This window comes from Streptomyces sp. ISL-43 (genome assembly GCF_018614195.1).
GTDB lineage: Bacteria > Actinomycetota > Actinomycetes > Streptomycetales > Streptomycetaceae > Streptomyces.
In genome coordinates, this window is sequence record NZ_JAGGOT010000069.1 from 1 (window position 1) to 23,697 (window position 23,697).

A 23,697-nucleotide genomic window follows, 5' to 3' on the forward strand; every position below is an offset into this window, starting at 1 on the left:
ACCGTTGCTTTGATCATCAAGTGATCTCAGCAATCCCGGTGTTTCCACTGGAATGGTCCGTAACGGTCTCACCGGGGCGCGAGTTGCGCGCCGGTGTCCTGTTGACGGTCTCCCGTTTCCTTCCCGGCCCGGGGGCTGGGGATTTCGCCACCTGCCCGCCCCGTCCCTGCCTTGCGGCGCGGGCGGGTGGTTCGGGTCTTCCGGTCGGCTCCACGGGGCTTCGACTCCGCCTTGGCGGGGTCCAGGTCTCCGGCCACTGCGGTACCTGTCGTGCGGGCCGCGAGGGCGACCAGGTTGTGTCCGGCGTTGGCGTCCCGGTCGAGGACCAGGCCGCAGTTGTCGCACTCGAAGACGCGCATGCTGAGGGGCAGCTTGGCTTTCACCACACCGCAGCGGGAGCAGGTCTTCGAGGAGGGGTACCAGCGGTCGGCGACGATGAGTCGCGTGCCGTGCCGGCGGGTCTTGTAGGTGAGCTGGCGTCGGATCTCGCCGAACGCGGCATCCGCTATGCGGCGGGACAGGCGCCGGTTGCGGCCCATGCCGGCGACGTTGAGGTCTTCGACGACGATCGTGCCGTACTCGCGGGCGAGGCGGGTCGTCATCTTGTGAAGAGTGTCCTCACGGAGGTTCGCTACCCGGTGATGGATCTTGTTCCGCGCCTGGTTGGCCTTCTCCCAGCGCTTCGACGCCTGCTGCCCGGTGCGCCGGTCGGGGCCGCGGCGGCGGGAGACGGCACGGCTGGCGCGGCGCAGCTGTTTCTGGGCGCGGTCGAGGTGGCGTGGGTTGGGTTCCTCGCCGAGGACACCGTCGCTGTCCGCGAGGACGGCCAGCGCCTTGATGCCGAGGTCGATGCCGACCGCCGCGTCCGGACGGGTCACTCTCACCAGTTGACGCTTCTCCTCGACCTGGAGCGACACGAACCAGCGGCCCCGGTCCAGAGATGCGGTCGCGGACAGGATCCGCATATGCCCGGCGTCGAGGAGAGTCCGCAGATGGGAGGCGTCCTCGTGGACGCGGACCGTGCCGACCCTGGGCAGGGTGACATGCCGCCCGTCAGGCTCGATACGGATCGTCCCCGTGGTGAACCGGCAGGCCAGGCACGCTTTCCCCTTCGACTTGAAGCGGGGAATGCCCATCTTGCGGCCCTTGCGCTTGCCGCTCTTCGACTTCGCATAGTTGTCGAACGCGGCCGACGCGTTGGCAAGGCCGGTGTTGTATGCCTCCTTGGAGTTCTCCTCCCACCAGTCGGCGAAGCGCGGGTTGATGCGCTTGTCCTCGTTGAACGCCTTCCGCAGCGAGGACAGCGACCACGACCGCCACGGAGTCAACTCGCCCTCGGGGATGCCGTACGACTGCTCGGCCTTACGCTGCCACCACACGGCGGTGATGTACGCGACCGCCCAGTTGTACGATGCCCGCGCGGCACCTGCGTGCGAATGCAGGTGGCGGTTGGTCGTGGCATTCGGGTCCAGCGCGAGCTTGTGCGCGAGGACGGTGAAGCCCGGCCGTGGCTTGAACTTCTTCATCCGGCCACCTCCGGGCCGGTGGCGACGGCGACGGCCTGGGCGGCGCGATTCCTCGCGGAGCGGCGGCCGTACAAGCGGGCGCACATCGAGGTCAGGACCTCGGTGATGTCCCGTACGAGGTCGTCTGCGGTCTCCGCCGGGTCAAGGACGACCAAGCGTCGCCCCGAGGCCGAGAGGGCGGCTTCAAGGTGCTCGACACCGAACCGGGCGAGGCGCTCTCGCTGCTCGACCACGATCGTGCCCACACCCGGGTCGGCGAGCAGTCGGTGCAGCTTGCGGCGGCGCCCGTTCAAGCCGGAGCCGACCTCCGTCACCACACCAGCGACCGCGAGACCCTGGGCCGTTGCGCCCTGCACGGTCCGGGCGACCTGGCGCTCCAGATCCGTTTTCTGGTCACCGGACGAGACACGACAGTACGCCACGACCCGTCCCGCAGCCTGCGGGGCGGGCTCGGTCACGAGCCATGTACCCGACGGCGTCTGGACGACCGGGACCGGCATACGGCCCGACGGCGCCACCCTCACGGTGAACCTGTTCCTCCCCTCCGTCCTGAACTGGACCCAGCGGGGCATCGCGGTCACCCAGACGACCTCCTACCCGGCCGACGACACCACGGCGCTCAAGGTCACCGGCAGCGTCGGCGGGACCTGGTCGATGCGCGTTCGCATCCCCGCATGGACCTCGGGCGCCACCATCAGCGTCAACGGCGTCGCCCAGACCGTGACGGCCGACCCGGGCACCTACGCCACCCTCACCCGGTCCTGGGCCTCCGGCGACACCGTCACCGTGAAGCTCCCCATGCGCGTGGTCCTCCAGGCCGCCGCCGACGACCCCGGCGTCGCGGCGATCACCTACGGCCCCGCCGTCCTCGCCGGCAACTACGGCAGCACCACGCTGTCCTCCCTCCCGGCCCTGGACCCCTCATCGATCACCCGAACCGGCAGCACCGCCCTCGCCTTCACCGCCCTCGCCAACGGCACGGAGGTCGACCTCACCCCGTTCCACGACGCCCAGGGCTTCGACTACACCGTCTACTGGCGGATCGACAGTCAAAGGCAAGTCAACTACCGGGCCAGACAGTTGTCTTGACGGACCATCCGACGGCTGGCTTGATTGGGAGCGCTCCCACTTTTGTCCCCCACCCCCCAAGGAAGGCTCCACCCGTGCCTCCTGTCACCCCCGCCCGCCGTGTGCCGCGTCGCGCGGCCGCCGTGCTCGCCGGCTTCGCGCTGGCCGTCGGCGCCCTGTCCACGACCGCCCTGACCGTTCCGGTCGCGGCTGCCGCCACCGTGGCCGCCGCTGCCGACACACCCGTCCGGGTCAACCAGCTCGGCTACCTGCCCGACGGCCCCAAGCGGGCCACCGTGGTCAGCTCCGCGACCGCCCCGCTCGCCTGGCAACTGCGCGACGCCTCCGGCACGGTGGCTGCCTCGGGCACCACCACGGTGCGCGGCGCCGACCAGGCGTCCGGCCAGTCCACGCACCTGGTGGACTTCGGCGCGTACACCGGCACCGGCACCGGCTACACCCTGGGCGTCGGCGGCCAGACCAGCCACCCCTTCGACATCTCCGCATCGCTGTACGACGGACTGCGCGCCGACAGCATGTCGTTCTTCTACCAGCAGCGCAGCGGTACCGCGATCGACGCGGCCCTGGCGGGCGGCAGTGCCTACGCCCGCCCCGCCGGGCACCTGGGCATCGCCCCGAACAAGGGCGACACCAGCGTCCCCTGCCAGGCCGGGGTGTGCGACTACCAACAGGACGTGCGCGGCGGCTGGTACGACGCGGGCGACCACGGCAAGTACGTGGTCAACGGCGGCATCTCCGTCTGGGAAATGGTCAACTCCTACGAGCGGGCACGCCGTTCGGGCGGCGACGCGGCGCTCGGCGACGCGACGCTGCGGGTGCCGGAGCGTGGCAACGGGACGCCGGACGTGCTGGACGAGGCCCGCTGGGAGCTGGAGTTCCTGCTGCGGATGCAGGTCCCGGCCGGGAAGCCGATGGCCGGGATGGCCTTCCACAAGATGCACGACACCAAGTGGACCGCTCTGCCGACGCGTCCCGAACTCGATGCCGAGCAACGTGAGTTGCACAAGCCATCGACCGCGGCGACGCTGAATCTGGCGGCCTCGGCCGCGCAGTGTGCCCGGGTGTACGCGCCGTACGACGCCGCGTTCGCCGCGCGCTGCCTGGACGCGTCCCGCCGCGCCTGGACGGCTGCCAAGGGCAACCCGAACGTGCTCGCCCCGGCGACCGACAACACCGGCGGCGGCGCGTACGAGGACGCCGACGTCTCCGACGAGTTCTACTGGGCGGCAGCGGAACTCCTGGCCACCACCGGTGAGTCGCAGTACCGGGACGCCGTCACCTCCTCTGCGCACCACACCAAGCCCGTCGACGGGTTCTGGTGGGGCGGTACCGCGACGCTCGGCCGGATCACTCTCGCCACCGGCGTCGGCGTGGCCCTGCCCGCCGACGACACGGCCCGGCTGCGGGGACTGCTGACCTCGGCCGCCGACGGCCACCTGTCCACCATGGCCGGACAGGGCTACGCGGTGCCACTCGCCACCACCGGATACGTGTGGGGCTCCAACAGCTCCGTCACCAACAACGCGATGGTGCTGGCCGTTGCCTACGAGCTCACCGGTCAGCAACGCTACCGAGCCGGAGCGCTGGAGTCCCTGGACTACCTGCTCGGCCGGAACGCGCTCGGCCTCTCCTACGTCACCGGCTACGGCGATCGCTACTCCGAGAACCAGCACCACAGGTTCTGGGCGCACCAGAACGACGCCTCGCTGCCGCACCCGCCGGCCGGTTCCTTCGCGGGCGGGCCGAACGCGGGGCTGGAGGACCCGGTGGCCAAGGAGAAGCTCGCGGGCTGCGCGCCGGCGGCGTGCTACGTGGATGACATCGGCTCGTACGCCACCAACGAGGTGGCCATCAACTGGAACGCCTCGCTGGCCTGGCTGGCGGCCTTCGCGGCCGAGCGGCGCGGCGCCCCGGCGGTGCCCGCGGTCCAGGTGTCACCGGCGGTGCTGACGGTCCCGGAGGGCGGTTCGGCGCCGGTGGGCGTGCGGTTGTCGGCCGCGCCCGCGCAGAACGTCACGCTGACGGTCGCCCGCGACTCCGGCGACCAGGACCTGTCGGCAGCCGCGACCCTGGTGTTCACCCCGGCCAACTGGGCCACGACGCAGCAGGTTTCGGTCTTCGCCGCGCAGGATGCCGACGCGCTGCCGGGTAGCGCGACGTTCACGGTCGGTGGTTCCGGCGTGCAGCCGGCGACGCTCACGGCGACGGAGGCGGACGACGACGCGTCGGTGGCCGCCTGCACGGTGGCGTACCGGATCGACAACGCTTGGGACAACGGCTTCACCGCGACGGTGACCGTGAGGAACACCGGAACGTCGGCGATCTCCGGGTGGACCCTCGGCTGGAGCTTCGCGGGTGATCAGCGGATCAGCAACGCCTGGAACGCCACGGTGAGTCAGTCGGGCAGCACGGTCACCGCCCGGGACTCCGGGTGGAACGGTACGGTGGCGCCCGGCGGCAGCGTGAGCTTCGGCTTCCAGGCGACGTATTCGGGTACCAACGCGGTCCCGGCGCGCTACACGCTCAACGGTGCACTCTGCTCCTGAACGATCAGCACGCCCTGTCCGCCCGCCGACTGACCAGGCACGCAGCGGCCCGCCGCACCAGGAAACCTGGTGCGGCGGGCTGCTCGGCTGTCTCAGCTCCGTGGCAGGGGAGTCAGGAGGAACGTGAAGTCCGCCGAAGCGAGTTCGAGCCGGTACTGAGGCAGGACACCGGGTCCCACGGCGGCGCTGCCGAGGCCCTGGACGGCATGGTCGGTGTGGAGGTGGATCACCGGGCCCGGGACGAGATCGCTGTGGTGCCGTGCGGCGTCGAGCTGTCGGTCGGTCCAGCGGCGCGCGGCGAAATGGAACGGCTCCTCACCGCCGACGCGCAGTCCGTTCCCTGCTCCGTCGGTGAAGGTGGCCCAGCGGACGTCCGCACGGTTGCCGTTCTCCTGGGGGCGCACGTAGGGCGTCTGCAGCTCCTCCACGGTCGCGCGGAAACGTCCGACGCGCACTGCCTGACGCGAGTCGGGGTAGGCCTCGCCCGGGCCCGTACCGAACCACTCCACCTGGGACCAGTCGGCGGGAACCTCCCAGGCGAGTCCGATGCGGGCCAGTGAGCGGGACCTGTTCCTGCGGGCCAGCTCCTGATGTTCCTCCGGCGGGAGTGCCGGGTCCACCATGGTGTCGTGGAAGTCGTCGCCCCGCTCCGGCCAGTGGCCGACGGGTTCGGCACGCACCCGCAGGCGCAGGCTGTCACCGTCGCTGTCCCAGCGGTAGGTGGTGAGGTAGCCGGAGTTGCCCGCGGCGGCGCCACTGCGGACGACGACGGCCATGCCGTGTGCGTCAGGGGTGACGGAGACGGTGCGCTGCCGCAGTCGGTCCAGCCCGCGGTCCTTCCAGTAGGCGGCGTCGCGCTGGGACCAGCCGCGGTCGTTGTCGGTGGGGGCGCGCCACAGGTTCAGCCGTGGTCCGCGCAGGGGAAGTCCGCCGATGCCGAGCAGAGCTCCGGTGGTCCGGTCGAAGCGGCCGGGGCCGAGCAGGATGTGCTCGCCCTCGCTACGGGCCGGCCCCGGCGGGCGGGCCGGCCGGCGGCGGCGCGTCGAGGAGAGCTGGAGCTGCCCCCAGGCGACCACGTGACCTTCGGGGGCCCAGTCCGCGAGCTTGCCCAGCTCCGCCTGGACGGTGAGCCAGAGCTCGCCCCCGTCGTCCTGCCCGCCCGGAGGGTCCAGCCGGGGCAGCGGCAGCCGTCCGTGCTCCCCGGCGGCGAGCTCCGGTGTGGGCAGTACGCCGTGGGCCAGCTCGACCCCTTCGCGGGCCAGCGACCAGGTGAACCGCAGATGGGACAGGTCCAGCACCTCGTAGCGGTTCTCCACCGCGAGGGTGTCCGCTTCCGGGCCGGGGCCGATCCGGACGGGGGCGATCACCTTGGCGTACTCCAGGAGACCGGGGGAGGGGGTGCGGTCGGGAAGGACCAGGCCGTCGCAGATGAAGTTGCCGTCGTGCAGGTCCTCGCCGAAGTCGCCGCCGTAGCCGAAGAACTCGCGCCCCTGGGCGTCACGGGTGCGCAGCCCCTGGTCCATCCACTCCCAGACGTAGCCACCCTGGACCCGGGGGTACTCGCCGCACAGCCGGAGGTATTCGGTGAGCCCACCGGGCCCGTTCCCCATGGCGTGGGCGAACTCGGTGAGCAGGAAGGGCTTGCGGTTGCGCGCGTCGTCCGCCGGGTCGCCGGAGCCGGCGCGGGCCGGGTAGGAGACCTCGCCCGGCAGTAGCTCTCCCCGGCCGATCCGGGCGACGGCGGCGGGCGGGCGGTACATCTCGCCGTGTACGTCGGTGTACTCGCCGAGCCGGTCGCCCTCGTAGTGGATCGGTCGGGACGGGTCGCGCCGCCGGACCCATTGGGCCATGGCCCGAAGGTTGCCTCCGTCCCCGGCCTCGTTGCCCAGCGACCACAGGATGACGCTCGGGTGGTTCTTGTCCCGTTCCACGGTCCGCTCGATGCGGTCCAGGTAGGCGTCGCGCCAGCGGGGATCGTCGGAGGGGTTGCGCTGCCAGCGCTCCGGGTCGGCGTGCTCGAAGCCGTGGGTCTCCAGGTCGCATTCGACCATGACCCACAGGCCGAGCTCGTCGCACAGGTCGAGGAACGCGGGGTGCGGCGGGTAGTGCGCGGTGCGCACGGCGTTGATGTTGTGCTGCTTCATCAACTCCACGTCGCGGCGCATGGTTCCGAGCGAGAGCGCACGGCCGTGGTCAGGGTCGAACTCGTGCCGGTTCACCCCGCGCAGCACCACCCGGCGGCCGTTCGCCCGGAGTACTCCGGCCTCGTCGACGGCGATGCTGCGGAAGCCCACCCGGATCTGGACCCGCTCGGCGGCGGTGGCCAGGTACGCGTTGTAGAGCTGAGGATCCTCCGCGCTCCAGGGCCGTACCGCCGGGAAGGCGAACTCGGCTCCGGCCGGCTGGTCGTGGATCCCGAGGGCCGGGATGTCGATCCGCACCGGCGCGTCGGCGTCGGCCTCCACCCGGAGCCGGCCCGCGCCGGTGTCCGCGTCGTAGCCGGCGTGTACGAAGACGTCCCGGATGCCGCCCGCGGGGCGGGCCAGCAGGGACACGTCGCGGAAGATGCCCGACAGGCGCCAGGTGTCCTGGTCCTCGAGGTAGGTGCCGGCGGAGAACTGGTGCACCCGGACCGCCAGCACGTTGCGGCCGGGCCGCAGCAGCCCGGTCACGTCGAACTCGGTCGGCAGGCGGCTGCCGTAGGTGACGCCCAGCTCGCGGCCGCCCAGCCAGACCCGGGCGCACGAGTCCACGCCCTCGAAGCGCAGCACGGCCGGCGTGCCCGCCCAGGTGCGGGGCAGGTCGAAGATCCGGCGGTAGTCCCCGGTCTCGTTCTCGTCCGGGACGAAGGGAGGGTCGACCGGTATCGGGTAGGCGTTGTTGACGTAGACGGGCCGACCGTGGCCCCTCAGCTGCCAGTGCGAGGGGACGCGAAGGGCGTCCCAGGAGCCGTCGTCGAAGTCCGGGGCTTCGAATCCGTCCGGTTCCGGGCGCAGGGCAGGTGAGAACCGGAACGCCCAGTCCCCGTTGAGGTCGATTTTGGGGGCATCGGAGTCCAGGGCCGCGCGCGGTGCGGCCCTGCCGTGGCCGGGTGCGTAGTCCTCGAAATAGCGGGCGGACATGCGGAAACCTCCGGCGGTCGCAGGTGATGCGGGCGACCGTACTATCGAAGGTGTCTTGCGGGAAGCGCGTCATGCGCACCGCCGCCGGACCTGAGAGGGACGACGACGGAGTGGAGCCAGGATCATCCTGGCTCCACTCACCTGGTGCGGGTGTGTCACTGGAACTGTGCGAAGAACCTCCAGATCTCCGTCTTGGTCCAGGTCGCGACGCCGCTCTCGTTGGGGGAGCCGTCGACCGGACCGGGCAGGTGGCCGCCGTCGAACGCGGCCCACTGGACCGGGTACCCGGCGCGGCAGCCCGAGTAGGTGGTGGTGATGTGCGTGCGGCTGCCCGGCGCGGGCTCGCGCGGGCTCTGGGGAGTGCAGCCGTTGTTGCTGACGAACCTGTCGCGCAGGGACCGTCCTTGCGCGATGCTGAGGACGGAGTCGCTGATGCCGTGGATTCCGAAGTAGGCGATGGGCCGGGTGCCGTCACCGCACCCGCTGATCTGTGCGCCGGAAATGACCGCGACAGCCCTGAAGACGTTCGCCCGGGTGCATGCGAGTGCGTAGCTCATGCCGCCGCCCCAGCTGAAACCCGTGGCGAAACGCTGCGCCGTGTTGACGCAGAGGCCGCCCTCGATTCGCCGGATCATGTCGTCGACGAAGGTGATGTCCTCACCGCCCGAATTGGCCCAGCCGTTGCCGAGGCCCTGGGGCGCGACGAGGATCGCGCTGTTGCTCGACTGTTCCTGTTGGCCGTAGTAGGACCAGGCGTTTCCGCTCGTTCCGCCCGAAGCGACTTCGCCGGCGGTTCCGCCCCGCCAGTGGAACGCGAAGATCAGCCGGTAGGGCTGGCTGCTGGTGTAGTTGTCGGGAATTCTGAGGATGAAACTGCGGCTCTTGCCGCTGCTCTGAATCGTGTGCGTACCGCTTGCCAGGGTCGGGGCGCTGCCGCATCCGCCGCCTCCGGACGACAGCTTGACCATCTGCCATTGCTGGTTGGCGCCGCCCCAGTCGGTGTACTGGACGACGTTGCCGCCGTCGGCGGTGGAGCCGCCCTGCACCTCGACGGCCTTGCCGCTGTTGCGGTTGATCAGCCGGACGTGGCCGGCGTCGGAGTCCGCCAGGCGGAACTGCTGGTTGGACCCGTTGCCGTCGGCCCACTGCGTGATCGCGGCGCCATCGGCGGTCGAGGCGCCGGCCACGTCGAGGACCTTGCCCGAATGCCGCGCCTTGAGCCGGTAGAAGCCGCCGCCGGAGTCCACGAACTGCCACTGCTGGTTGGCTCCGTCGCTGCGCGTCCACTGGCTGACCCGCGCGCCGTCGGCGGTGGACACGCCATAGACGTCCAGTGCCTTGCCGCTGTTGCGATTGACCAGGACGTACCAGGCATTGCCGTCCACCATCGCCGCTCGGGCGGGCGCCGGATTCACCGCGACGAGCATGCCGATCGCAAGGGTCGCCGCCACTACGGCGGCCAACCGGGACCACCGGTTTCGGTGTGGAGGGGCGGGGGAAGCCGCGCCGTAGGTCTTCATCGGCTCACCCCTTCACTGCGGCAGGTCACGTGCGGGTCCAGCGCTGGTTGCTGCCGCCCGAGCAGGAGTAGAGCTGGATCAGGGTGCCGTTGGCGGTGCCGGTGCCGACGGCGTCCAGGCAGAGGCCGGACTGGATTCCGACGATGGATCCGTCGGAGTTGAGGCGCCACTTCTGGTTGTCGCCGCCCCAGCAGCTGTAGATCTGGACCTTGGTGCCGTTGCCGGTGCCGGCGGCGTCCAGGCACTTGTCGCCGTAGACCTTGAGCTCGCCCCCGGCGGTGTACGACCACTGCTGGTTGGTGCGGTTGTTGCAGTCCCACAGGTTGAGCTGGGTGCCGTCGGTGGTGCTGGAACCGGGCACGTCCAGGCAGCGGCCCGAACCGACGCCCTTGACCTGTCCGGAACCGGGCGTGGGCGTCGGAGTGGGGGTGGAGGAGCCGGCGTTGAGCGCGTTGAGCACGGAGGTGTAGGCGGGCTTCTTGTTGCCGTTGCCGTCGAACAGCAGCGGCGATTGCTCCGACCGCCAGGAGTCGGTGTCGCGCACTCCCCAGACGGTGATGCCGAGGCAGCGCGGGACGGCCAGGCAGTCGTTGGTCACGTTGGCGTAGGTCGTGGCCGACGCGCCCTGGATGTCGAGTTCGGTGACGGCGACATCGACGCCGAGGGCGGCGAAGCTCTGCAGGGTGGTGCGGAAGTTGCTGTTGTAGGGGCTGTCGCTGTTGAAGTGGGACTGGAAGCCGACGCAGTCGATCGGCACGCCGCGCTGCTTGAAGTCCCGGACCATGGTGTACATGGCCTGGGTTTTGGCCCAGGTCCAGTTCTCGACGTTGTAGTCGTTGTAGCAGAGCTTGGCGGCCGGGTCGGCGGCGCGCGCGGTGCGGAAGGCGACCTCGATCCAGTCGTTGCCGGTGCGCTGGAGGTTGGAGTCGCGCCGGGCTCCCGAACTGCCGTCCTCGAAGGCCTCGTTCACGACGTCCCACTGGCCGATCTTGCCCTTGTAGTGGGCCATCACGCCGTTGATGTGGCTGGTCATCGCCTGGCGCAGCGTGCTGCCGCTGAGGCTCTGCATCCAGCCGGGCTGCTGGGAGTGCCAGGCCAGGGTGTGGCCGCGCACCTGTTTGCCGTTCTGCACCGCCCAGTTGTAGACGCGGTCACCGGCGGTGAAGTTGAACTGGCCCCGCTGGGGTTCGGTGGCGTCGATCTTCATCTCGTTCTCGGCCGTCACGGAGTTGAACTCGCGGCCCGCGATCGTCGTGTACGCCGAGTCGCCCAGCCTGCCCGAGGCGATGGCGGTGCCGAAGTAACGGCCGCTCTGCGTCGCCGCGCTGCCGAGCGTGCTCTCGGCGGCGTGTGAGGTCAGCGGCGCCACCAGCGCGACGGCCGAACCGAGGACGCCGACGACCAGGGCCATATAAAGGCCGCCGATCTTCCGGCGGACGGTGGGTGAGGGAATGGCATGTGAGCCCATGAATTGGCCTCCAGGAAAGAAATCACGGAAGGATTGGAGCGCGGCAGAGTGAATCCGCGTGAACGACGCCCGCGTCCATTGAGAAAGGACGCTCACCACCAGGGCGTAAAGATCCGAGGACGGCACCCGGAACCCGGACACAGACGGGCCGCACCACCTCGGGCATCAGTCTGGAAACCCCGCCGAAACAAGTCAAGAGTTTCGAAAGGATTTCGAGAATTCGCCCCATTGAAGTGACCTGGTAGCCCCTTTCAATTGGGCGATCCTCATCGAAAGTATTTCGATGAGGATCGCCCAAGGTGGGCTGTCGCCGAAAGCTCAGGCCATATCGGATATTTCCCTGCCTCGGTCAGCGCAGAACCGTGTTGAACTCCAGTGCCGGGTTGGCGTTCCGGACGAGGGACTTGGCCTGCTCAGGCCACCACACGCCGGCCGCGGGATCGACGATGCCGTACTCCGGGTCGATGGTGCCGCCCGGGATGCCGCGGTTGCACTGGCCGTCGGACTGGCCGACGGTCTTGATCCACAGATAGGCGTCGACGAGCGGGACGCCGGTGTTCGCGGTCGGCCGGTCGCCGATGCCGCGACCGGGAGCGTTGCACCAGGTTTGCGGGTCGCCGCTGTACTTGCCCGCGGGCGGGGTCCAGGCGCCCCGGCCGTTGCGGCTCGTGTCGACGACCAGGTGGGTGAGCTCTTGCGCGGGCGGGGTACCGACGTTCTGCTGGAACCAGCGGTCGGTCCAGTGCCAAGTGGACGGGTCGTCCACGTTCACGGAGTTTCCAGGCTGCCCGTCGTTCGGTGCTGCGGGGGAGTAGTACTGGCTCGCGCACCAGTCGGCGTGCCCCCTGGCCCAGTCCGGGCCCTTGGTGGCGAACCACAGGCACTGGGAGACCCAGGTGCCGTAGTGGGTGGACAGGTCGGTGGCCAGATGGTTGGAGACGTTCAGCGAGAAGCCCTGGGCATGGGTGACACCGGCCTGGAGGAGGCGTTGCGCGATGTCGCCGACGCTGCGCCAGTGGCTGTTGCCGGCGTCGAGGTAGACGACGCTGTTCGGCTGCTGCCCCAGGACGTCGATCGCGTGGTTGAGGTCGGCGAAGCGTCCGGTGGTGATCGCGCCGGTGGGGTCGCTGCCGGGACCGCAGTCGGAGGGGAGGTTGGCCAGCCCGTCCGGTTCGAGGATGACGACGGCCTTGCTGCGGCCGAGCCCCCGGGCGAAGGCGCTGATCCAGGCCTGGTACTCGGCGTCCGACTGCGCACCCCCGGAGGAGTACTGGGAGCAGTCGCGCAGCGGGATGTTGTAGGCCACCAGGGCGGGAACCGTCCGGGTTCGTTCGGCGCGGCGCACCAGGTCGCGTACGCGGGATTCGACCTGCTCCGGGGTGCCGTCGGTGAACCAGACGGCCTCCGGCCAACTGGCCAGCTTCGCCATGGACTTGGCGCCCTCGAAGTCCCCGCGGACGAGGTCGGTGACGGCCTGGTGGGCCGCGTCGCTGCCGGGATCGACGTAGAAGCGGGTGTTCGTGGGAAGCGTGTGGGAGGCCGGCGCGGAGCTCGCCTCGGCTGAGGCCGGGGCGACGGCGCCGAGGAGCAGCGTGAGTGCGCTCGCTGCCAGGACTAATCGGTGCAGGGGGATACGCACGGGGTTCCTTCGGTGGGGGTGTTGGGGTCGCGGGCCCGGGCGTCGGACCGCGTGGGGGTCGGCCCGGCGCCAGGGCCCGGCCTCCGGTGAGGGAAGGGCTCAGTAGCCGTAGATCATCTTGTAGGCGACCTCCGGCAGGAACTGCCCGGCCGAGGAGCCGGACCCGACGCCGCAGTTGCCGTCGGACTCACCGGGGATCTTGATCCACAGCAGCATCTCGGCACCGCCGCCGCGCTGACTGGGAGTACCGATCCGGCGGCCGGCGGGGTTGCACCACTGGCCGTTGGAACCGCTGCCGTTGCGGCTGGTGTCGACGACGAACGGCTTGGTGTAGCCGTAGGAGCTCAGGGCGGAGTTGACCGCGTTGCCGTAGGAGGTGTTCTGGTCGGCGGTGAAGTAGTTGGAGACGTTCAGTGCGAAGCCGCGTGCCCCGCTGACACCGGCGGCGGCGAGCTGCCGCGCCATGGTCGAGGCGTCGATCCAGCCGGGATTCCCGGCGTCGAGGTAGACCCAGGCATTGGGTGCCTTGGCCTTGAACTGGGCGATGGCGTTCTTCAGCATGGCGTTGCGCTCGGCGATCTGGCCGGCCGTCATGCAGCTCTCGTGACCGAGCGCGTCGGGTTCGAGGACGACCACGGCCGGGCGGCTGCCGATGCCACTGGCGAAGGCGGCGATCCAGGCGTCGTACGCGGCGCGGCTCCCCGCGCCACCGCCGGAGTGACCGGCGCAGATGTCCCGGTTGGGGATGTTGTACGCGACCAGGATCGGCAGCTTGTCGTAGGCGTCCGCGCGGCCGACGTAGGCGCCGGTGGCCGCGGCGATGTCGCCGCTCCAGTTACCGAACCAGCGGGCAGCCGGGGTGTTGGCGATGGACGTCCGGATCGCCGCCGCCCGCCCGTCGCCGGGGTTCGCGTTGGTCCACCGCAGGGCGGAGTTGTCGGGGTCGGCGTAGAAGCCGCTGGTCATGGTGGTCGGGTCGGCGGCGTGCGCCGGGCCGGCGTTGATCACGGCGAGGCCGGTGGCGAGGACACCGGCCAGCAGGGCGGATGCGGCTCGGACGGGCTTGCGCATGGTTCTTCCTCCGCTGGGGTGGGGAAGTGGAAGCGCTTCCAGTTTTGATGGGGGTCGGACAGCACTGATGGGATGATTGGGTCGGCCGCCAGGGCGTGTCAAGAGGTTGAACACAGAAGTACCGCGGTGGCCGGTAGGGCGCGATAGGTTGGAAGCGCTACCAAATCGAACCAAGGGCATCATCCGCGTGCAGGTCCGAAGTCGGGACGGTGCGTGGAATCATGGCCGCTGTTCGCCGACCGCGTGAGCCCGAGGAGCAGTTCTTCCATGGAGCCGTCACCCAAGCGCATGCCGACCCTCGACGAGGTGGCCGCACGAGCCGGTGTGTCGCGCACGGCGGCCTCCCGGGTGATCAACAACGCCCCGCACGTCAGCCGCGCCAAGCGGGAGGCGGTCCAACGGGCGGTGCGCGAGCTGGATTTCGTGCCCAATCCGTCCGCGCAGGCCCTGGCGACCCGCAGGGTCGGAGCGGTGGTGCTGGCGCTCTCCAGCGACGAGCCGGGGCTGTTCGCGGACCCGTTCTTCGCGGAGGTCATCGTCGGCGTCAGCGCGGCGCTGGAGCAGACCGAACTGGAACTGATCCTGCTGCTGGCCAACACCCCCCGCGGCCGGGAGAGGTTCGAGCGGTTGCTGCGCTCCCGCCGGGCCGACGGCGTCATGCTGATGGCGCTGCGTGGCGACGATCCCCTGGGACGCCTGGGCGAGGAGGTCGATCTCCCCGTCGTCTTCGGCGGACTCCCGCTCATCGGGGAGCCCACGTGGTACGTGGACGCCGACAACCGGGGCGGTGCCCGCCTGGCCGCCGAGCACTTCGCGCGCACGGGCCGCCGACGCCCCGTGATGATCACCGGGCAGGTGGACACCAGGGCCTCCGTCGCGCGGGAGCAGGGGTTCACCGACGGTCTGACGTTGTCCGGCTTGCCGCTGCTCGGGGTCGAGCCCGGGCAGTTCACCGAGGAGGGCGGCGCCGAGGCGATGGAGCGACTGCTCCGGGCGCACACCGATCCCGACGCGGTGTTCGCGGCCTCCGACGCGATGGCCATCGGCGCTCTGCGCACCCTGCGGGAACGGGGGCTCCGGGTGCCCGAGGACGTCGCGGTGATCGGCTTCAACGACCTGGCGAGCGCCCGGCACACCAGCCCGCCGCTGACCACGGTCCATCAGCCGGTGCGGGCGCTGGGGCAGGAGATGGCCAGGATGCTGGTCAGCGCCATCGAAGGCCACCGTCCCAGCCCGCTGATCCTCCCTACCCGCCTGACCGTGCGCGAGTCCGCCCCCGGCCTGCCCGCGTCGGCCTGATCGGCGGTCGCTTCCGGCAGGGTCGCGCACGGCCCCGTACCGGGGCCCAGGGCCTGGTCGACCGGCGCGTGTGCAGACGCCCGCGCGCATCGGCGACGAGAGCCCCAGGTCGTGTCGTCAAAGTCCCTCCTGGCCGGTGGGGCCTGGCACGCACTCCCCCAGACTCCGTCCGGGGGGACCCCCGGCCGCGTTGTCGTCGGTCGCCGACGCTCCGCGTCGACTCTCTCCTCCGCCTTGCGATCGCACGCACCAGGCCCCACCGGCCCCGCCCTTCGGGCGGCCGGAGCTACTTTGACGACACTCCCTGGTGTCCAGGCGGTTCCTGCCGGCCCGGGTACGTGATGTCGAACCAGGCGAAGCGGGCTTGGTTGGTGGAGGGGCGGCCGTGGGAGGTGGCGTAGAGGCCGAGCTGGATGCTGGTGAACAGCGGGGTGAGGAAGGTGGCTTCGACGGTGGTCAGGTCCTGCCAGGCACCGTCGGGTGCCGCGTGGGCGAAGGTGTGGCTGAAGCCGCGGATGCGGACTCCCAGGCGAACGGGGCCCGGGGGGACGGCAACGCCGGCCAGGACCTCGGGCCCGTGATGGAGGCTGAGTCCTTCCGTGGTGCGCAGGAAGAGGAGGTGGGTGTCGTCGTCGAGGACCACGGCGAGGCCTGCCTGTTCGTCCGGTGCGGCGGGGGCGAAGTGCAGTTCGGTGGAGACGTCGCAGTCGGGCTGTTCCTGGGGGCGGGCCAGGAGGGACGGGGTGGTGCGTTCGCCGAGGCGGTCGGGGCGGAGCCGGAGGCGGAGCCCGTCGCCGGTGGTCCAGAACGGCGCGGCCGGGGTGCGCAGGGTGCTCCAGTCGGCGGAGAGGGTGGCGAAGCCGTCGTGGAGGGGGCGGCGAAGGCCGGTGTGGACGACGGGGGAGAAGACCGGCCAGCCCTCTTCCCAGGTGATCCGGCTGAGGAAGGTCTCGCGGCCGAGGGCGGAGCCGGGACGGACGCCCAGGAGGACGGCCCGCCAGTCGCCGTACGGGGTTTGGACGAGGTCGGCGTGCCCGGTGCAGGTGACAGGGCCCTTGGCGGGTGGGAGCACCGGGTTGCCGGGGGCGCCCTCGTAGGGGCCGGTCACGCGGTCGGCGCGGGCGGCCACCACGCTGTGGTCCACGTCGGTGCCGCCCTCGGCGGTGAGCAGGACATAGGTGCCGTCGATCTTGTAGAGGTGCGGGGCTTCCGACCACCGGGCATCCGGGTGGCTTCCCGACCACAGGGCATGCTCGGGTCCCGTGAGCCGTCGTTCACGGGGAAGGTATTCGCGCATCCAGATCTCGGTGCGGCCGGCGGCCTCGTCCAGCACGCGGGCGGCGGTGAACCAGGCCCGGCCGTCGCCGCCGTCCGGCCCGTCGTCGAAGAACAGCGACGGGTCGAAGCCCTCGCCGTCCAGCCAGTGCGGCTGCGACCACGGCCCCGCCGGGTCGGTCGCCGTGACGACGAAATGGCCGGGGCCGTCCATCAGCGTGCAGACGAGGTGGAAGACGCCGTCATGGTGCCGGATCGTCGGTGCGAACAAACCCCGTGAGGGCTCGCACCCGTCGAGGTCGAGCTGGGACGCCCGGTCGAGCGCGGAGCCGATGCGCCGCCAGTTCACGAGATCGCGGCTGTGGAACACGGGAAGGCCCGGGAACCATTCGAAGCTCGACGTCACCAGGTAGTAGTCAGCTCCCACCCGGCAGACGGACGGGTCGGGCCGGAACCCGGGCAGCACGGGATCACCGAAGAACCCGGTCACGGAACCGGGACGATCTCGACCGGCACGGACAGCACCCGGTCGGCCGCCGGGTGGCGTACGGGGCCCTCCAGAGTGAAGGAGCCCCGGAGCGGAAGATCGCCGCTGGACCGTCCGACGGCCACGCCGATCTCCCCGGGCTCCACTCTTCTGCGCAGGTCGAGTCCGGTGAAAGAGGTCCGGTCGGCATGGACGGAGAACGTGATCCGGGCGGCCGCGCCCGGCTGCAGCTCGACCCTGGCGAATCCGGCGAGCCACCGCTGCGGCCGGACGACGGACGCCACGGGGTCGGAGAGGTACAGCTGGACCACCTCGGTCCCGGTCACCTCGCCGACGTTGCGTGCCGTGACCGAAACGGCGACGGCCCCGTCCGTCGCGGCGACGGGATCCACCGAGAGCTCCGAGCAGGTGAAGCTGGTCCAGCTCAGCCCGTGTCCGAAGGGGAACAGAGGCGTCGGGTCCACCGAGCTCCAGTCGGTGTGCCCGCCGAGCCTGCCGTGCAGGTAGGTGCCGGGCTGGCCGCCGACCTGACGGGGGATGGAGACGGGCAGCCGCCCGGACGGTTCCGCGGCCCCGCTGATGACCCGGGCCAGCGCCGTCCCGCCCTCCTCGCCGGGGAAGAAGACCTGCACCACGGCCGATGCGCGCTCGGCCAGCGTGCCGAGCGCGTAGGGCCGTCCGGAGACGAGGACCAGGATGGTCGGCACCTCGGAGTCCAGAACGGCGGAGGCGAGCGCGGCCTGATCGCCGGGCAGGTCGAGGGTCTCGGCGTCGCAGCCCTCTCCGGAGGTGCCCCGGCCGAACATGCCCGCCCGGTCCCCGAGCACCAGCACGTTCACGTCCGGATCGTCCGCGGTGACCGTGAATCCGGCAGCGGTGAGCGCCTCGCCGAGCGTCGGGATCTCCAGCCCGAGGTCGCCGGGCAGCGCGACGTGGTTGGGGAAGGAATAGCAGCCGAGGAAGGACCGGGGGTCGTCGGCGTACGGCCCGCTGACCGACACCCGGCACGGCCGCAGCGGCAGGGTGCCGTCGTTGGCGAGCAGGATGGTGGACCGTTCGGCCAGGAGCCTGGCCAGTGCCCGGTTTTCCGGCGGATCGAGGTCGACCGGCCCGGGGTCGGCGGGTTCCCAGTCGGGGTCGAGGAGGCCGAGCTCGGCCTTCTGCAGCAGGACCCGTTCCGCGGCCCGGTCGATGAGCTCCTCGGGTACGCTTCCTGACCGCACGAGTGCGGTCAGCGGCTCGCCGTAGCAACGGGCCGTGGGCAGCTCGACGTCGATTCCGGCGGTCAGTGCCAGCGCGCCGGCCGCGCCGCGCGATCCGGTGACGCCGTGCCGGGTCTCCAGGAAGGAGATGGCGTAGTAGTCGGCGACGACCACACCGCTGAAACCGAGCTCACCCCTGAGCAGTTCGGTCAGCAGCCGTTCGTCGGCGGCCACCGGGACGCCATCCACGTCGGTGTAACTGTTCATCACCGACCGGGCGCCTCCCTCGCGCAGTGCCCGTACGAAAGGCTCCACCAGCACGTCGGCGAACTCGCGCGGCCCCGAGGCGACGGGGGCCATGTTCCGGCCGCCGCGCGAGGCCGAGTACCCGGCGAAGTGCTTGAGCGTCGCCACGATCCCGGCGCCCTCCAAGCCCTGCACATAAGCGGTGCCGATCGCTCCGACGAGATAGGGATCCTCGCCGATGCACTCCTCGGTCCTGCCCCACCGGTAGTCGCGGACCACGTCGAGCACCGGGGCCAGCCCTTGGTGGACGCCGACCCGCCGCATCCCCGTGCCGATGGCGGCGGCCATCTGGCGCACGAGCCCGGGATCGAAGGACGCACCCCAGGCCAGCGGCCCGGGGAAGACCGTCGCCCCGAACGTCATGAACCCGGTCAGGCACTCCTCGTGAGCGACCGCCGGGATCCCGAACCGGCCGGCTCCGGTCACCTGCCGCTGGAGCGAGGCGAGCCGCTCCATCCCGGCTTCCACGGTGATCGGCGCGGTGCCGTACACCCGGGTGAGCTGGCCGAGCCCGTGGGCGACGATGTCGTCGAGGCCGGGCGCGGACTCGCCGGAGTCGTCCTCCATCGGCGCGACCGGCGTCCCCGGATCCGAGGGCAGCGCCCAGAAGCCGGCGAGCTGACCCGCCTTCTCTTCCAGCGTCATCCGTTTCAGCAGATCGGCGACCCGTATGGACACGGGCAGGAGGGGGTCACGCCAGGGCTCGGTCAAGGAGTTCTCCTAGAGACGGGGCGGGGCGGTGGAGAGCCGGACCTTGAGCTCGGTCGAGAGCTCCATCCGGGGACTGACCAGGTTTTGGCCGTCCAGGAGCTGGAAGAGCGTGCGTGCGGCGAGCCGGCCCATCTCCTCCAGCGGCTGACGCACCGTCGTCAGCGGCGGTGACAGCCATTCGCACATCGGCAGGTCGTCGAAGCCGACCACGCTGAGGTCCTGCGGGATGCTCAGCCCGCCCTGCCGGGCGGCTTCGTAGACGCCCATCGCCTGCTGGTCGCTGCCGGCGAAGACGGCGGTCGGCGGCTCGGGGAGGGCGAGCAGTTCCCTGGCGCGCTGAAACCCGCCCTCGTGCCGGAAGTCGCCGAACCGGATCAGGTCGCGGTCGACCTCGATCCCGGCCCGCTCCAGCGCGGCCCGGTACCCGTCGATGCGGGCCTGGCTGCAGAGCATCTCCTTGCGCCCGCCGATCGCGGCGATCCGGCGGTGCCCCAGCTCCAGCAGGTGCTCCGTGGCGGCGAGGCCGCCCGCCCAGTTGGTCGCGCCGATGCTCGGCACACCGTTGCCCGGCAGGTCGATCGGGTCGATGACGACCAGCGCCACCCCGGCCTGTTCGACCTGGGCGCGCTGGGCCTGGGTGACCGAGGCGGTGACGAGGATGACGCCGTCGCTGTGGTGCAGGACCGGCAGTGCGGCCCAGCTCGACGGCGTGGCCTCGCCCGGTGGGAGGAGGGACACGACGGTGCCGACGCTCCGCTGGGCGCACTCGGCCTCGACGCCGCGCAGTATCTCCACCGCCCACGCGCTGTCCAGACCGCCGATGATCAGGTCGACCAGGCCCGACCTGCGGGCCCTGCCCTGCCGGCCGGGGTGGAGGTAGTTGTGAGATCGCAGCAGGCTCTCGATGCGTTCGCGCGTCGAGGGTGCGACGTCGGAGCGGCCGTTGATCACCTTGGACACGGTGGCCTGCGAGACGCCTGCCTCCGCGGCGATGACGGCCAGGGTCGGACGCTGCTCGCTCAACTTCTCTCCTCTGCGCAGACCATGGGCTGGCGACATGTATCGCAAACTTTCGAAGAGTTTCCGGTCGGCGCGACCTGCTTGTCAAGCTCAAAGAGTGCTGCTGTGGCGGATAAATCGGTGACAGGTCTTGACCGAGGGGCCCCACCTTCCTAGTTTATGGCAGCACCGAATTCGAGGTTGTTTCGAAAAGTTTTCGCGCCTGAACCGGCATTCCTAACCCGGAGGTCCCATGGCCAGCACCCCCCCCGAGCCGACGAAGCTTCCTGGCGCTCTCGGGTCTGACCGCTCTGTCCGTCTCGCTGACCGCGGCCTGCGGCGGTGACGACTCGGGCGGCAAGCCGGCGGCCGGCGGCAAGGTGACCTTCGCGTGGTGGAACATCGCCACGACGGAACCGGGCAAGTCCCTCTTCCCGCAGATCTCCTCGGCGTTCACGGCCGCCCACCCGGACATCACGATCAAGACGACCTCGTTGGAGAACGAGGCGTTCAAGTCCAAGCTGACCGCCACCACCTCTTCGGGCAAGCTCCCCGACGTCTTCCAGACCTGGGGCGGCGGCGTGCTGCAGCAGCAGGTCGACGCGGGGCTGGTGGAGGACCTCACCGACGCGTTCGGCTGGTCGTCCGACCTCACCCCGGTCTCGCTGCAGGCCTACCAGTTCGAGGGCCGGACCTACGGGGTGCCCTACGACGTCGGCATGGTCGGCTTCTGGTACAACAAGAAGCTCTTCGCCAAGGCCGGGATCACCGCTCCGCCGGCCACCTGGGCCGAGCTCCTGGAAGACGTCAGGAAGCTCAAGGCGGCGGGCATCACTCCGATCGCCCTCGCGGGCAAGGAGAAATGGCCCGGCCACTACTACTGGGCCTACCTCGCGATGCGCGTCGCGGGCCTCCCCGCGCTGCAGCAGGCCGCGACCACCAAGGACTTCACCGGCGCGGGCTTCGTCCAGGCAGGCGCCCACCTCAAGGAGCTGGTCGACCTCCAGCCGTTCCAGACGGCCTTCCTCGGCGCCGGCTACGCCACCCCCGGCGGCCAGGCCGCGACCATGGGCAACGGCAAGGCCGCCATGGAGCTGATGGGGCAGTGGGGGCCGTCGGTGCAGAAGGACGCGGGCGCCGACCTGGGAGCGGACCTCGGCTTCTTCCCCTTCCCTACGGTCGACGGCGGCGTCGGCCAGGTCACCGAGGTGTTCGGAGGCGGCGGCGGCTTCGCGCTGCGCAAGGGCGCCCCGAAGGAGGCGCTGGACTTCCTGAAGTTCTTCGTTCTGGAGAACCAGTCCAAGCTGCTGGCCTCCAACGGCTACCTCCCGGTGGTCAAGGGCGCGGAGAGCCAGCTCGCCGACCCCAACAGGAAGGTGGTGGCCGACAGCCTGGTCAAGGCGACGGGCTTCCAGCTCTTCCTCGACCAGGCCTACCCGCCGGCGGTCGGCCAGGAGGTCAACGACAGCGTCGCCGACCTCATCGCGGGCAAGAAGACGCCCGAGCAGGTCACCAAGTCGATAACCGAGGCTGCGAAGGGTGCCTAGCTCCGTGTCCACCCTGACCAAGGAGCGGACGCAGGACACCGGACCGGTGCGCCCGCCCGCCCCGGCACGGCCGCTCCTGCGCCGGTTGGGAAGCTGGGCGTCGGTCGCCTGGTTCCTCGTCCCGGCTCTGGTCCTCTTCCTCGTCTTCGTCCTCGCCCCGATCGCGGTCGCCGTCTACACCGGCTTCTTCAAGTGGGGCGGGGTCGGCCCCCTGGAGGACTTCGTCGGCTTCGAGAACTACGCCACCCTCTTCGGGGATCAGGTCTTCCTCGGCGATCTGGAGCGCGGGCTGTACCTGATCACGCTGTCGATCACGGTGCAGTTGCCGTTCGCGCTGTTCACCGCCGTCCTGCTCAACCAGAGGCTGCGCGGCCGGGCCGTCTACCGGATGCTGTTCTTCGCGCCGTACATCCTGTCCGAAGTGGTCACGGCGGTCCTCTTCACGATGATCTTCCTTCCCGGTGGCGGCATGGCCGACCATCTCGCGGGCGCCCTCGGCCTGGAGGGGCTGCAGGGCAAGTGGCTCGCCGATCCCTCGACGGTCATGCCGACCCTGTTCGTGGTCATGACCTGGAAGTACTTCGGGTTCCACATGATGCTCTTCCTCGCCGGGCTGCAAAGCATCCCGGGCGAGATCCTCGAGGCCGCCTCCATCGACGGCGCCGGCGCCTGGCAGCGCTTCCGGCACGTGACGCTGCCGTTGCTCGGCCCGACGATCCGGATCAGCGTCTTCCTTTCGGTCATCGGTGCCATCCAGCTCTTCGACCTCGTCTGGGTCATGACCGCGGGCGGGCCCAACCACTCCTCCGAGACGATGGCGATCTCGATGTTCCAGTTCGGGTTCAAGCGCTACCAGGTCGGCTACGCCAGTGCGATCAGCGTGGTGCTGTTCATGATCAGTCTGGTCTTCTCCCTCTTCTACCAGCGTTACGTACTGCGCCGTGACCTGAGCGGGGCCGTCACCTCGGGAGGTGGCCGATGAACGCCCGCAGAACGGCACGCGGCCTGTCGCTGCACGCCGTGGTCTGGCTGATCGGCGCGTTCGTCGTCGTGCCGCTGGTCTACGCGGTGATCTCCGGGTTCAAGAGCACCGGCGAGCTGACGACCAACCCGTTCGGGCTGCCGGAGCACTGGAAGACCGGCAATTACACCGGCATCCTCAGCGACGGAATGTTCTGGCGGCAGATCGCCAACAGTGCGGGAATCGCGATCGGCACGGCATGCTGCACGGTGGCGGTCGCTGCGATGGCGGCGTTCGTCCTGGCCCGCTACGCCTTCCGGGGCAGGGAGCTGTTCTACACGCTGTTCACGATCGGGCTGATGTTCCCGTTCGCGGTGGCCGTCCTGCCGCTGTTCCTGCTGCTGCGCAACTTCGACCTGCTCGACAACCCGCTCGGAGTGATCCTCCCGCAGGCGGCCTTCGGGCTCCCCATGACGATCATCATTCTGCGCGGCTTCTTCCGGACCATCCCGGCAGAGGTCGAGGAGGCGGCCGTCATGGACGGCTGCGGCAAGTTCCGCTTCTTCTGGAAGATCCTGCTGCCGATGGCGCGTCCGGCGCTCGGCACGGTCTCGGTGCTCGCGATCGTCGCGAGCTGGAACAACTTCTTCCTGCCGCTGCTGGTGTTCAACGACCCCCGATGGCAGACGATCCCGGTCGGCGTCCAGCAGTTCCAGGGCCAGTACTCGACCGACTACGCGCTCGTCCTCGCCTACATCGTGCTCGCCATGGTCCCCGCCCTCGCCTTCTACGCCGTCGCCGAGCGGCAGCTGATCGGCGGACTCACCGCGGGCGCCACCAAGGGCTGACCCGTCCCGCCTGACCTCCACCCCCGAGGAGACGCCGTGAAACGCCTGGTCGCATTGACCGCAATATTGTTAGCGCTAACA

General features: G+C 70.3%; 15 protein-coding genes and 1 pseudogene. 6 read left to right on the forward strand and 10 right to left on the reverse strand.

Going from position 1 to position 23,697, the window contains the following annotated elements:
- Nucleotides 1–68: 68 nt before the first annotated feature.
- Together tnpB and J7F03_RS33435 are read right to left on the reverse strand one after the other, a co-directional pair.
- Complete coding sequence (gene tnpB / locus J7F03_RS33430; protein WP_251072885.1) at nt 69–1,526, reverse strand: IS607 family element RNA-guided endonuclease TnpB; 1,458 nt, start codon at nt 1,524–1,526, stop codon at nt 69–71.
- Nucleotides 1,523–2,098: an IS607 family transposase gene (locus J7F03_RS33435; RefSeq protein ID WP_214956245.1), complete on the reverse strand. Its 576-nt coding sequence runs from the start codon at nt 2,096–2,098 to the stop codon at nt 1,523–1,525. Before J7F03_RS33435 ends, tnpB begins: the two co-directional genes overlap by 4 nt.
- On the opposite strand from J7F03_RS33435, the pseudogene J7F03_RS33440 reads away from it, so the two are divergent.
- Together J7F03_RS33440 and J7F03_RS33445 are read left to right on the forward strand one after the other, a co-directional pair.
- Nucleotides 2,043–2,564: pseudogene (locus J7F03_RS33440) on the forward strand (hypothetical protein); the annotation flags it as partial. The gene J7F03_RS33435 and the pseudogene J7F03_RS33440 sit on opposite strands and share 56 nt — an antisense overlap.
- A gap of 125 nt (nt 2,565–2,689) precedes the next feature.
- Nucleotides 2,690–5,161, forward strand: coding sequence for a glycoside hydrolase family 9 protein (locus tag J7F03_RS33445; protein ID WP_214956196.1), 2,472 nt, complete (start codon nt 2,690–2,692; stop codon nt 5,159–5,161).
- Between the two features lie 92 nt (nt 5,162–5,253).
- On the opposite strand, the gene J7F03_RS33450 is transcribed toward J7F03_RS33445, so the two are convergent.
- The 5 genes from J7F03_RS33450 to J7F03_RS33470 all read right to left on the reverse strand — a co-directional run bounded on the left by J7F03_RS33450 (nt 5,254) and on the right by J7F03_RS33470 (nt 13,981).
- Entirely contained in the window at nt 5,254–8,283 is a 3,030-nt protein-coding gene (locus J7F03_RS33450; protein ID WP_214956198.1) for a glycoside hydrolase family 2 TIM barrel-domain containing protein, read from the reverse strand.
- A gap of 155 nt (nt 8,284–8,438) precedes the next feature.
- A complete protein-coding gene (locus tag J7F03_RS33455) occupies nt 8,439–9,803 on the reverse strand; it encodes an RICIN domain-containing protein (RefSeq protein WP_374104426.1) in 1,365 nt (454 codons plus the stop codon).
- Nucleotides 9,804–9,828: 25 nt separating this feature from the next.
- A complete protein-coding gene (locus tag J7F03_RS33460) occupies nt 9,829–11,271 on the reverse strand; it encodes an endo-1,4-beta-xylanase (RefSeq protein ID WP_214956199.1) in 1,443 nt (480 codons plus the stop codon).
- 349 nt (nt 11,272–11,620) lie between these two features.
- Nucleotides 11,621–12,910 carry a glycoside hydrolase family 6 protein gene (locus J7F03_RS33465; RefSeq protein WP_374104427.1) on the reverse strand — a complete coding sequence of 430 codons (1,290 nt, stop codon included), beginning with the start codon at nt 12,908–12,910 and terminating at the stop codon, nt 11,621–11,623.
- 99 nt (nt 12,911–13,009) lie between these two features.
- Nucleotides 13,010–13,981 carry a glycoside hydrolase family 6 protein gene (locus tag J7F03_RS33470; RefSeq protein ID WP_214956200.1) on the reverse strand — a complete coding sequence of 324 codons (972 nt, stop codon included), beginning with the start codon at nt 13,979–13,981 and terminating at the stop codon, nt 13,010–13,012.
- Between the two features lie 267 nt (nt 13,982–14,248).
- Between J7F03_RS33470 and J7F03_RS33475 the strand changes: the two genes are divergently transcribed.
- Nucleotides 14,249–15,280 (forward strand): LacI family DNA-binding transcriptional regulator, encoded by a 1,032-nt coding sequence (locus tag J7F03_RS33475; protein WP_214956201.1) that lies wholly within the window; start codon nt 14,249–14,251, stop codon nt 15,278–15,280.
- 286 nt (nt 15,281–15,566) lie between these two features.
- Here J7F03_RS33475 and J7F03_RS33480 read toward each other — a convergent pair whose 3' ends face one another.
- Genes J7F03_RS33480 through J7F03_RS33490 form a run of 3 tightly spaced genes read right to left on the reverse strand, consistent with a single transcriptional unit; the run spans nt 15,567 to nt 20,284 of the window.
- Entirely contained in the window at nt 15,567–17,045 is a 1,479-nt protein-coding gene (locus tag J7F03_RS33480) for a glycoside hydrolase family 43 protein (protein WP_214956202.1), read from the reverse strand.
- On the reverse strand, nt 17,042–19,261 hold the full coding sequence (locus tag J7F03_RS33485) for a glycoside hydrolase family 3 N-terminal domain-containing protein (RefSeq protein ID WP_214956203.1): 2,220 nt from the start codon (nt 19,259–19,261) through the stop codon (nt 17,042–17,044). Before J7F03_RS33485 ends, J7F03_RS33480 begins: the two co-directional genes overlap by 4 nt.
- A 9-nt stretch (nt 19,262–19,270) precedes the next feature.
- Nucleotides 19,271–20,284, reverse strand: coding sequence for a LacI family DNA-binding transcriptional regulator (locus tag J7F03_RS33490; protein WP_214956205.1), 1,014 nt, complete (start codon nt 20,282–20,284; stop codon nt 19,271–19,273).
- A 209-nt stretch (nt 20,285–20,493) separates the two neighbouring features.
- Between J7F03_RS33490 and J7F03_RS33495 the strand changes: the two genes are divergently transcribed.
- From J7F03_RS33495 to J7F03_RS33505, 3 genes are read left to right on the forward strand one after another with little or no spacing between them, the layout of a single operon-like run.
- On the forward strand, nt 20,494–21,807 hold the full coding sequence (locus tag J7F03_RS33495; RefSeq protein WP_214956253.1) for an extracellular solute-binding protein: 1,314 nt from the start codon (nt 20,494–20,496) through the stop codon (nt 21,805–21,807).
- Entirely contained in the window at nt 21,800–22,789 is a 990-nt protein-coding gene (locus J7F03_RS33500; protein WP_214956207.1) for a carbohydrate ABC transporter permease, read from the forward strand. The genes J7F03_RS33495 and J7F03_RS33500 overlap by 8 nt, the downstream gene beginning before the upstream one ends.
- The gene (locus J7F03_RS33505) at nt 22,786–23,616 is read left to right on the forward strand and encodes a carbohydrate ABC transporter permease (protein ID WP_214956209.1); all 831 of its coding nucleotides are present in this window, start codon (nt 22,786–22,788) and stop codon (nt 23,614–23,616) included. Before J7F03_RS33500 ends, J7F03_RS33505 begins: the two co-directional genes overlap by 4 nt.
- Nucleotides 23,617–23,697: the final 81 nt, after the last annotated feature.

Excerpts from the sequence above, each read along its gene's own strand:
- J7F03_RS33470 (WP_214956200.1), bottom strand. The coding sequence starts at position 13,981 with ATGCGCAAGCCCGTCCGAGCCGCATCCGCCCTGCTGGCCGGTGTCCTC.
- J7F03_RS33475 (WP_214956201.1), top strand. The coding sequence starts at position 14,249 with ATGGAGCCGTCACCCAAGCGCATGCCGACCCTCGACGAGGTGGCCGCA.
- J7F03_RS33460 (WP_214956199.1), bottom strand. The coding sequence starts at position 11,271 with ATGGGCTCACATGCCATTCCCTCACCCACCGTCCGCCGGAAGATCGGC.
- J7F03_RS33505 (WP_214956209.1), top strand. The coding sequence starts at position 22,786 with ATGAACGCCCGCAGAACGGCACGCGGCCTGTCGCTGCACGCCGTGGTC.
- tnpB (WP_251072885.1), bottom strand. The coding sequence starts at position 1,526 with ATGAAGAAGTTCAAGCCACGGCCGGGCTTCACCGTCCTCGCGCACAAG.
- J7F03_RS33435 (WP_214956245.1), bottom strand. The coding sequence starts at position 2,098 with ATGCCCCGCTGGGTCCAGTTCAGGACGGAGGGGAGGAACAGGTTCACC.
- J7F03_RS33450 (WP_214956198.1), bottom strand. The coding sequence starts at position 8,283 with ATGTCCGCCCGCTATTTCGAGGACTACGCACCCGGCCACGGCAGGGCC.
- J7F03_RS33455 (WP_374104426.1), bottom strand. The coding sequence starts at position 9,803 with ATGAAGACCTACGGCGCGGCTTCCCCCGCCCCTCCACACCGAAACCGG.